The organism is Campylobacter sp. BCW_4332, assembly GCF_001763175.1.
GTDB lineage: Bacteria > Campylobacterota > Campylobacteria > Campylobacterales > Campylobacteraceae > Campylobacter_D > Campylobacter_D jejuni.
Window position 1 is genome coordinate 63901 of record NZ_MJYF01000012.1, and the last position, 10326, is coordinate 74226.

The following is a 10326-nucleotide window of genomic DNA, read 5'->3' on the forward strand; positions in this document are numbered from 1 at the left end:
TAGCTTAATAAAATTTTAATAATACACAACAAAAATAATTTGTTGCGTATTTTAAGAGTATCTTTAAATGACTTGATTTAAATGATTTAAACTAGCTATATTTTGATTTGGATTTTTTGGTTCGCCTATAAATTTAAGCACCAAAACCAAAATAACAATCACCAATGCAAAAATTTTAGCATTAGGTTTATTTTTATCTAAAACATAGACTATAAACATTGCAAAAAGCACAATAAAACAACATAAAAATGCTATAAGACAGCAAATTGCCATATTCATAAACTTTAAACTAGGAATCAAATACCAACCATTGCTATAAAGCCCATTTTCAAAATTAGGTGGAGTTCCTATAAAAAATTTTTGAAAAGCATTAAGATGATTATAAGCATTTTCTGGAACTACAGGGGTATCCATCCCACATTCTCCTGTTGGCAAAAACCAACTAGGAGCCCACTCATGCAAAGGTAAATTAAATGGATAAATAGGAATTTCACGACATCCATCTACACCTGCAAAAGGATTTTCAGAATGAACCACTTCATGAATATGATTTAAAGTTATACAATGCTCCAAGCCAAGCCAAATTCCATAAAAAGCTAAGCCATAAGAAAAAATTTTTATAATATTATTTTTAGGGTTGATTAATGCAATCATACCACCTATAGCCATAACAAGCATATCAAATCTTATATACACACATTGTTCGCAAGGTTCCATAAAAAGATATTCTTGAAATAAAAAATGCGCTATACAAGTAAGCCCTATAGTAACTATAATCAAAATTAACCAAGGTTTGCGCGTATCTTGCCATTTGGAAAGTGAAAAATTTCTGCAATTATCTTTCATTTTTATACAACTCATTTTTGCTTGCTAAGTTCTTTAGTAATTTCAATCAAAGCCTCTGGAGAGTTGATTGCACTTGGAACGATTTGATATTTTCCATTAACAACAAAAGCAGGGGTGCCATAATTTTGCGAAATAGGATTGGCAATTTCATAACTTTTTAAAAGCTCTGCAGCCTCTGGAGTTTTTAAGAAATTTTCAAAATCAGCTTTACTTACATTCATTGCTTTTAAACCGACACTATAAAAAGCTTCAGGATTTTTACCATTTTCCCATCTTTGTTTTTTCTTAAAATATGCATTAAAATAAGCTTCAGCAACTTTATGAGTTAAGCTATTTTTATCCGTAGGATCAGCTTTATTTACACCATCTTTAAATGCCGCAAAAGCAAAAATTTCATTAGCTTGCTTTCCATAATCTCCCATAGAACTTACAGGATAAAATTTATAAGTTAAATTAGGTAATTTTTCTTTAACTTTACCCATGGTATTAAATTTGTGATGATCATAGCAATGAGTACAGCGATAAGAAAAAATTTCAATCAATGAATTATCAGCGTTAGCAATAGGATTTTTAAGAATTACATATTCTTTACCTTCACTTAATGCACTGGCACTTATACCTGCTAAAAAAGCACATACAACAATAGATCTTGCTAATTTTACTGGAAATTTCATTACCTTCTCCTTGAAATTTGGTTTTGATAAAACTTTTTATTAAGTTTTTATGTAATAACCATTATAAAACTATTAAAATAAAAATATTCTTAAAAATTTTATAACTAAGAATATTTACTTTAACTAAAAATCAAGAATAGGGGATTAAAAAATTTAATGCACAAGTTATCATTTTTATGTATATTTTGATAATAATATAAAATCATTTAATTTTTAAATATTCTTTATAGTTTTCAAGAAAAATAAAATATAATTTTAATTTACAAAATAAAATTATCAATTTTTTACATTATATTTTATGGATAAGTTTATTTCACTCAAAAGGTAAAATCATAAAAGTATGTAAAAATAGTAGCTTAATCTATATCAAAGTAGAATAATCTAGGTGTATATAAAAAAGTTTGAAAATTATAGTTTTCAATACAAAATTATAAATTTTATATATTTTTACCTTTTATCATATCTTTTTATGATTGATATAAGATTTATTTAATAAAAATATTTCAAGCTTTTTGCCTTGCATATAAAAACAAACTTTTTCCTAAAAAAGCTTTTTTTTACTAAGTTAATACTAAAATACCTTTTCTAGTTAAAAAGCTAAAATTTTAGATTTAGGAAAAGTTTTTATGAAATACCCTTTAGATTGTGAAGAAAATTTTGAAAAATCATTCTTATTTTGGTTAGCAAAATATGTAAAATTTAAACTCAACTCACTATCTAATAAAGAGTTAAAAAATCCACAAGCTTTAGCAGAAGTTAATTTTGCTCTTACAAAAGGTGTAAAAAATATTGATGAACTTGACGCTCTAGCAAAAAAAGCAAGAAATGCTGGTTTAAGTGGAGTTAATACTTATTTTAATCCTTTAAAAAAAGTATTTGAATATTTAAATTTTTATAAGCTTTACTCTTTAAAACAGATTGATGAAGAACTCATTATAGAAGTTTTAGCAAGTATAACAGGTGCTTTATCAGATGCAAGCAAAAAAAATTACCGTATTGCTGTGATTAATTTTTTTGATTTTTTAGACAAGCAAAATGAAGAAGATGAAAAAGCACATATTTTCGATATCAATCTTAAAAACTGGGCAGGTATAGCAGGTTCTAAAGGGGTAAAATTACCTGAATTTATGAGTGAAGAAGAACTTAAAAAATTTCTTGATGCTATTGAAAATGCAGATTTTAAAAACAATACCATACGCAATAAACTTATTATTAAAATCATCATTTTTACAGGCATACGGGTAAGCGAAGCTATCAATATCAAAATGGGTGATATTAGCGAAGAAAACGATCTTTATATCATAAGAATAAGAGCTAAAGGCAATAAATATCGTGTTGTAATGATAAAAAAAGAACTTATTTACGATTTGCTTAAAAATGTAAGTATTAATTATATGAGCAAAGACGCCCTGCTTTTTGTCAATAAAAAAGGCACTCCACTGACCCAATCTTATGTCAGTCGCATAGTAGAACAGCTTTTATTTCGTGCAGGAATTCGCAAACAAAAAAATGGTGCTCACATGTTGCGTCATACTTTTGCCACTCTACTTTATAAAAAGCAAAAAGATTTAGTTTTAGTTCAAGAAGCTTTAGGGCATGCGAGTTTAAATACCTCAAGAATTTACACTCATTTTGATAATGATAAATTAAAACTTGCCGCACAGGTTGCAAAGGAATTAAGTGACTCTTGAAAACTATGCTGTTTTTGGTGGATATTTTTACTATGATTTAAAACACACTTTAAAAGCCTTTAACCACAAAGAAAGTAAAAAGTGCTTTAAATTTATAGAAAAATATAAAAATGATTTTTATATTTTAATGCTTGCTGATTATGAGCTATATAGATATTTTCAAGATAAAAATTTCACAAGTAAAAAAGCTTATTTGTCTATATTTGCTTTTAAAAAAAGAAAAAAATTTCAAAAAGAAGATATTGATGAAGAAAAATTTATTCCTGAATTTATAAATTTTTTAGATCAAGATAATTACAAAGAAAATTTCATCAAGGTTAAAGAGGCAATCTCCAAAGGAAGAGTTTATCAAATCAACCTCACTCAAAATTTTAAATTTCATAGCAAAATGGATTCTTTTGAACTTTTTAAACTTTTGCTTTCTAGACAAAATACTGAATTTAAAGCTTTTATAAAAGATGAAACAAGAGAAATTTTGTCCTTCTCACCTGAACTTTTCTTCAAGACCAAAAAAAGAAAAATATTTACAAAACCTATGAAAGGCACAATTAAGCGTGATAAAGATCCTATAAAAGATGAAGAAAATAAAACCTTCTTGCAAAATGATACAAAAAATCTAAGTGAAAATGTTATGATTTGCGATCTTTTACGCAACGATCTTTCAAAAATCATCACAAAAAAAAGCTTAAAAACCAAACTTTTTGAAATTCAAAGTCATCCTACTTTACATCAAATGACTTCAAGCGTACAAGGAAAACTTAAAAAAAATATTTCTTTATATCAAATTTTTAAAGCTCTCTTTCCTTGCGGTTCTATTACAGGTGCTCCAAAGCTTGAAAGCATTAAATTTATTGAAGAATTAGAACAAAGAGATCGTGGTATTTACTGCGGAACTATAGGTTTAATACACAAAAATAAAAATAAATTTAGCGTAGCCATACGCACCTTAGAAAAACAAGATGAAATTTATACTTATAGCACCGGTAGTGGCTTGGTTTGGGACTCAAAATTCAAAGATGAATTTGAAGAATTAAAACTTAAAAGCGCGATCTTAAATCCTTGTGATTTTCATCTTTTTGAAACCATGTATTTTAAAAATTCTCAAATTTTATTTTTAAAAGAACATTTATTAAGGCTTATAAATTCAGCTCTTAAATTTAATTTTAATACTCACAACATCTTTAAAGATTTTTATAATATTTTAAATCAAAAAAGTTCTTATAAAGAATATCAAAATTTTACACTTTTTAAACTCGATGAAAAAATTTTTCACAAAAAACACTCTTTATTTTATCATTTTCCCCTACCCTTTAAAAATCCACACAAAGAAGGAATTTTAAAACTGATTTTATATAAAGACGGAAGATATGAATTCCAACAAAGCGCCTTAAAACAAAATTCAAACGATATTTTGCTTTTAAGTGATGATAAAATTAACTCAAAAAGTGACAATCTCTATCACAAAAGCTCTTTGCGTACTTTTTATAATCAACACTCATACAAATGGCATCAAAACTTGTGTTACGACATAGCTTTTTTTAACGAAAAAGATGAACTTTGTGAAGGCTCAAGAACCAATCTCATCTTAGAAAAAAACGCTCAGTTTTATACTCCACAAATTCAAAGCGGTATGTTAAATGGAGTATATAGAAATTTCTTAATCAATCTTGGTTTGATAAAAGAAAAAGCATTATTTAAGCAAGATTTATTTGAAGCAGAAAATATTTATTGCATTAATTCCGTGCGTGGTTTAAAAAAGGTAAAATTACAATGAAGAAAATTTTATTTATAGATAATTATGATTCTTTTAGTTACACCATCATCTATTATCTTAAAGAACTTGGTTTTGAATGTAAAGTGATAAAAAATGACGCCTTTAAAAAAGCTAAAGAATTAGAAAAATTTGATTTTACTCATCTTATCATTTCTCCTGGCCCTCATTCTCCCAAGGAATCTAAATTAAGCCTAAAAGCAATCAAATATTTTAAAAAAAATAAAAAAATTTTAGGTATATGTTTAGGACATCAGTGTATAGCTAAAGTTTTTGGCGGTAGCATTTCTAAAATGCAAAATCCTACGCATGGTAAAATTTCTAAACTTTATTTTAAAAAAGATCCTATTTTTAAGGGTATTAAAAAAGAAATTGAAATTTGCTTATATCATTCTTTGTATATCAGTTCTATGCCTAAAAAATGCAAAATTTTAGCTCATAATTCAGAAAATATCATTATGGCAATTAAACATAAAAAATATCCTATTTATGGATTGCAATTTCACCCTGAAGCAGTTTTAACGCAAAAAGGCAAAAAAATACTTAAAAATTTTATGAAACTTTAAACTTTTTTGCATTTAAAATATAAATATGAAAATCTAAAATAAAATATCCTTAAAATAATTATCATTAATATAAATTTATAAATAAAAAAACCGATAACAATATAAATTAATTTAAAAAGATTTAAGATGAAAATAGATACTTTGACAAAAAATTTTAGCAATTATCAAACACAAATAAACAAAGACAATGATTTGGTAAGTAATGTTCATAGTGACAATGTGGTTAAAATTCAAATTTCAGATGAAGCAAGAAGTTTAAGTCAAACAAATTCAAAAAATGAAAAAAATATGAAATCAAAGTAAGTCAAGAAAAAATAGAAAACCACAAAGACCAAAATTCCATCCAAAGTAGCAAAGGTGGCGTAAATCCCGCATTAGAGGCTTTAATAGCAAAATTAGCTGAAATTTTAGCTAAAATTGCAGAACTTACTCAAAAAATGACAAACGCTAACGAACAAATGAAAACGACATTTCAAAAACAAATTGATGTGCTAAAATCTCAAGCAGATGTAATTCAAGCTCAAATTCAAGAACTCCAAAGCCAACAAGCTTGATTATATTTTTTCAAAAGTTTAAGAATGCTATAATGATGCATTTTTAAACTTTTTCAAGGAAAAATATGACTTATCTAGAAATCGAAGGCACAAATCATCTAAGCGGAAATGTTACAATAAGCGGAGCAAAAAATGCTACCCTACCCTTGATCGTTTCAAGTATACTTGCTAAAAATGAAGTAAAAATCAACAATGTTCCTAATGTTGCTGATACAAAAACTCTTATATCTTTGTTAGAAAATTTAGGAGCTAAAGTCAATTTTCAAAACAATAGTGCTTTATTAAACACAAACACTCTTAATCAAACCATAGCCAAATATGACATTGTGCGCAAAATGCGTGCTTCCATACTTACTCTAGGGCCTTTGCTTGCTCGTTTTGGGCATTGTGAAGTATCTTTGCCTGGTGGATGTGCCATAGGACAAAGACCTATTGACTTGCATCTTTTAGCCTTGGAAAAAATGGGGGCAAATATACAAATCAAACAAGGCTATGTCGTAGCTAGTGGAAATTTAAAAGGTAATGAAATTCTTTTTGATAAAATCACGGTTACAGGTAGTGAAAACATCATCATGGCAGCAGCTTTAGCTAAAGGTAAAACCAAACTCTTAAATGTTGCAAAAGAACCTGAAGTAGTTCAACTTTGCGAAGTTTTAAAAGACGCAGGACTTGAAATCAAAGGCATAGGTACAGATGAACTTGAAATTTATGGCAGCGATGGAGAACTTTTAGAATTTAAAGAATTTAGCGTTATACCTGATAGAATTGAGGCAGGAACTTATCTTTGTGCAGGGGCTATTACAAATTCTAAAATTACTTTAGATAAAGTTAACGCCACTCATATTAGTGCAGTTTTAGCAAAACTTCATCAAATGGGTTTTGAAACTTTGATTACAGAAGATAGTATCACCCTACTTCCTGCTAAAGAAATTAAACCTGTAGAAATCATGACAAGTGAATATCCAGGCTTTCCAACCGATATGCAAGCGCAGTTTATGGCACTAGCTTTAAAAGCTAATGGAACTAGTATTATTGATGAAAGACTATTTGAAAATCGTTTCATGCATGTAAGTGAACTTTTAAGAATGGGTGCGGATATTAAACTCAATGGTCATATTGCTACTATAGTAGGCGGAAAAGAACTTAACGCTGCTGATGTCATGGCTACAGATTTGCGCGCTTCTTCAGCCCTTATCTTAGCAGCTCTTGCAGCTAAAGGTACAAGCAAAGTCCATAGAATTTATCATCTTGATAGGGGTTATGAAAATTTAGAAGAAAAATTTAAAGATTTGGGTGTGAAAATCACAAGGCTTGAAGAATGAAAAATATCTTTGAAACCTTAAAAGACTTAGAAGATCAAATTTCATGTTTAGATGAAAGTGAGCTTATTAGCCTTGAAAAAGCAAAGGATAGAATTTTAGCTAAAGATTTATACGCTAGAAAAAATCTACCTAGTTTTGACAATGCTGCTCTTGATGGCTACGCTTTTAATTATACTGATATCAATGAGGCTTTGGAGATTAAAGGGACTATTTTTGCAGGAGATAAAAATTTTTATACAGTTGCTAAAAATGAATGCTATAAAATCATGACAGGGGCTAAAATTCCCAAAAATGCTGATACTATCTTAATGCTAGAAGATGAGTATATAGAAGAAAATAAACTCATCATTAAAAAAGCTCCTAAACAATACAATGCCTATCGCTATAAAGGCGAAGAATTAAAAAAAGGTGAAATTTTACTTCAAAAAGGTGCCAAACTTAATGATAAACATATCGCCCTGCTTGCTTCTCAAGGGCTTTATAAAATAGAAGTCATAAGAAAAATTCGCATAGGTATTTTTTCAAGTGGAAATGAGCTAAAAGAACCTTGGCAAGAATGCGATGAAGAAAGTATTTATAATGCTAATGCTTTGCCTTTACTAACTATGCTTCAAAATGCTTCTTATTTGGGTATTATTAAAGATGATTTTAAAAGCACTAAAGAGGCTTTAGAAAATACAAATTTTGATCTTTTAATCACTTCAGGAGGTGCAAGCGTTGGCGAGGCTGATTTTATGGAAAAAGCTTTAGATGAATTAGGCTTTACTTCGCTTTTTAAAGGACTAAAAGCACGCCCTGCAAGACCTACTAAGCTTTATCAAAAGGGTGAGAATTTCGTATTGATTTTACCAGGAAATCCTATGGCAGCTTATCTTTCTTGTTTTATTTTTGCTAAAAAAATTATTGCTTTATTAAGTGGAAACCTAGACAATCCTTTAAAATTTCATGCTACAATGGGTATGGATTTAAAGCTTAAAAGTGGAAGAAACAATCTCATTTTAGGAAATTTAGAAAAAGATATTTTTACACCATTTAATGAAAATAAATTTGGATCTGGTATGATACTTCCACTTATTAAAAGTGAGTTTTTACTTATAAGTGAAGAAAATACAGGTGAATTAAAAAAAGGTGATGAAATCACGCTTTTAAAAATATAATGTTTGTGTTTTTCACAAACATTAGCTTAATTTATCCTCATCATCATGATCATGGATATATTGTTCATCATTTTCCAAGGTATCAACAAAACGCCCTATCCTTTCCCAGCGAACATTTTTATCTTTATCCCAAGAGAAATATACAAACCAAGGTTTACCTACTATCAACCTATAAGGAACAGAACCCCAAAAACGACTATCATAAGAATAATCACGATTATCACCCATCATGAAATACTCATTTTCAGGTACATCAAAAACATAAGCATTTCCGCCGCTAAAACCTATATGATTTCCAAGTTCTTTAATATAAGTTGGAGACATGGCAAAATCACCTATGCTAAGAAAGCGTAAAATATCGCTTTCTATATCTTTTTTTGGATCATAATGAATACCTTTTTGTTTATAAGGTTCTTTTACATAAATTTGCCCTCCAAGAGTAACAAGATCATTTGGATAATGTTCTTTCATAAATTCATCACCCTCATGCATTCTTACATAAAGTGTTTTATTTGCATAAACTATCCTATCTCCTCCTGTGCCTACACAACGCTTTACAAAGTGTTCTTTTTCATTTCTAGGATTTCTAAAAACAACTATATCTCCTCTTTGTGGCCCTTGTGCTTTTATCAAATGCCCATCTTTATTAAAATCCGGCAAAACAGGAATTTCCAACCAAGGAATATGAGGAGTTGGGATACCATAGCTAAATTTTTTAACAAATAAAAAATCCCCTACCAATAAGGTGTTTTTCATAGAACCAGAAGGAATAACAAAAGCTTGTATAAAGAAAAAAATCACCAAAAGAACAATAACTACAGTTCCAGTCCAAGACTGTGAAAATTTATATAATTTCTTTAAAATTTCCATAGATTTTCCCTAATTAAGTCTATTTTTAGCAGATTTAACTGTGTTTTCTAAAAGCATGGCTATAGTCATAGGACCTACTCCACCTGGAACAGGAGTTATATAACTAGATTTTTTAGATACCTCTTCAAAATCCACGTCTCCAACTATCTTTCCACTTTCAAGACGATTGATTCCAACATCAACAACAATCACTCCTTCTTTTACCATATCCGATCGAAGTAAATTCACACAACCTGCTGCTACTATAATCAAATCAGCTTGCCTAGTATAAAGGCTCAAATCTTTGGTTTTAATATGACAAACGCTTACTGTAGCTCCAGCGTTTAAAAGCATAGTAGCCATAGGACGACCTACTATATTTGAAGCACCTATAATAACAGCGTCTTTTCCTTCTAAATCAATTTCATAAGCCTTCAAAAGCTTCATAACTCCAAGTGGAGTACAAGGCAAAAACCCACTTTCTAAGCCTAAATTTAAATATCCTACATTAATAGGATGAAAGCCATCAACATCTTTACTACTTATAATACTTTCGAGTATTAAATCTTTACAAATATGATCAGGTAAGGGAAGCTGAACCAAAATTCCATGAACACTATCATCGTGATTTAAGGTATTAATCAATGCCAAAAGTTCATTTTGTGTAGTATTTTCATTAAGATGATAAACTAAAGATTTAATTCCACATTCTTCACAGGCTTTAGCCTTAGATTTTACATAAGTTTGACTTGCAGGATTATCTCCAACCAAGATAACAGCTAAACAGCTTTCAATCCCTTTGCTTTTCAAAAATTGATTTTTTTCTTTTAATTCTTCTTTGATTTTTGCGCTTAAAGCTTTACCATCAAGCAAAGTCATTATTTTCCTTCTATAAA

9 protein-coding genes and 1 pseudogene are annotated in these 10326 nt (G+C 28.9%); 6 read left to right on the forward strand and 4 right to left on the reverse strand.

Annotated features, from left to right (window positions below):
* Positions 1-63 precede the first annotated feature (63 nt).
* A complete protein-coding gene (dsbI, locus tag AJN64_RS00945; RefSeq protein ID WP_053872212.1) occupies positions 64-861 on the reverse strand; it encodes a protein-disulfide oxidoreductase DsbI in 798 nt (265 codons plus the stop codon).
* A complete protein-coding gene (locus tag AJN64_RS00950; protein ID WP_052780819.1) occupies positions 858-1520 on the reverse strand; it encodes a thiol:disulfide interchange protein DsbA/DsbL in 663 nt (220 codons plus the stop codon). Before AJN64_RS00950 ends, dsbI begins: the two co-directional genes overlap by 4 nt.
* 626 nt (positions 1521-2146) lie before the next feature.
* Between AJN64_RS00950 and AJN64_RS00955 the strand changes: the two genes are divergently transcribed.
* From AJN64_RS00955 to AJN64_RS00980, 6 genes and pseudogenes are all read left to right on the forward strand, one after another.
* Positions 2147-3211 carry a tyrosine-type recombinase/integrase gene (locus tag AJN64_RS00955; protein WP_070292549.1) on the forward strand — a complete coding sequence of 355 codons (1065 nt, stop codon included), beginning with the start codon at positions 2147-2149 and terminating at the stop codon, positions 3209-3211.
* Entirely contained in the window at positions 3201-4985 is a 1785-nt protein-coding gene (locus AJN64_RS00960; RefSeq protein WP_053872931.1) for a bifunctional chorismate-binding protein/class IV aminotransferase, read from the forward strand. Before AJN64_RS00955 ends, AJN64_RS00960 begins: the two co-directional genes overlap by 11 nt.
* On the forward strand, positions 4982-5548 hold the full coding sequence (locus AJN64_RS00965; protein WP_053872930.1) for an anthranilate synthase component II: 567 nt from the start codon (positions 4982-4984) through the stop codon (positions 5546-5548). Before AJN64_RS00960 ends, AJN64_RS00965 begins: the two co-directional genes overlap by 4 nt.
* A gap of 126 nt (positions 5549-5674) precedes the next feature.
* A pseudogene (gene fspA2, locus AJN64_RS00970) lies at positions 5675-6102 on the forward strand (flagellum-secreted nonflagellar protein FspA2).
* A 65-nt stretch (positions 6103-6167) separates the two neighbouring features.
* Positions 6168-7424, forward strand: coding sequence for a UDP-N-acetylglucosamine 1-carboxyvinyltransferase (gene murA, locus AJN64_RS00975; RefSeq protein ID WP_053872929.1), 1257 nt, complete (start codon positions 6168-6170; stop codon positions 7422-7424).
* Positions 7421-8581 carry a molybdopterin molybdotransferase MoeA gene (locus AJN64_RS00980; protein WP_053872928.1) on the forward strand — a complete coding sequence of 387 codons (1161 nt, stop codon included), beginning with the start codon at positions 7421-7423 and terminating at the stop codon, positions 8579-8581. Before murA ends, AJN64_RS00980 begins: the two co-directional genes overlap by 4 nt.
* Before the next feature lie 21 nt (positions 8582-8602).
* Here the strand turns inward: AJN64_RS00980 and lepB are convergent, their stop codons facing one another.
* Together lepB and folD are read right to left on the reverse strand one after the other, a co-directional pair.
* The gene (lepB, locus tag AJN64_RS00985; RefSeq protein ID WP_002866938.1) at positions 8603-9451 is read right to left on the reverse strand and encodes a signal peptidase I; all 849 of its coding nucleotides are present in this window, start codon (positions 9449-9451) and stop codon (positions 8603-8605) included.
* A gap of 9 nt (positions 9452-9460) precedes the next feature.
* Positions 9461-10309, reverse strand: a complete 849-nt coding sequence (gene folD / locus AJN64_RS00990) for a bifunctional methylenetetrahydrofolate dehydrogenase/methenyltetrahydrofolate cyclohydrolase FolD (protein WP_002852542.1) — start codon at positions 10307-10309, stop codon at positions 9461-9463.
* Positions 10310-10326: the final 17 nt, after the last annotated feature.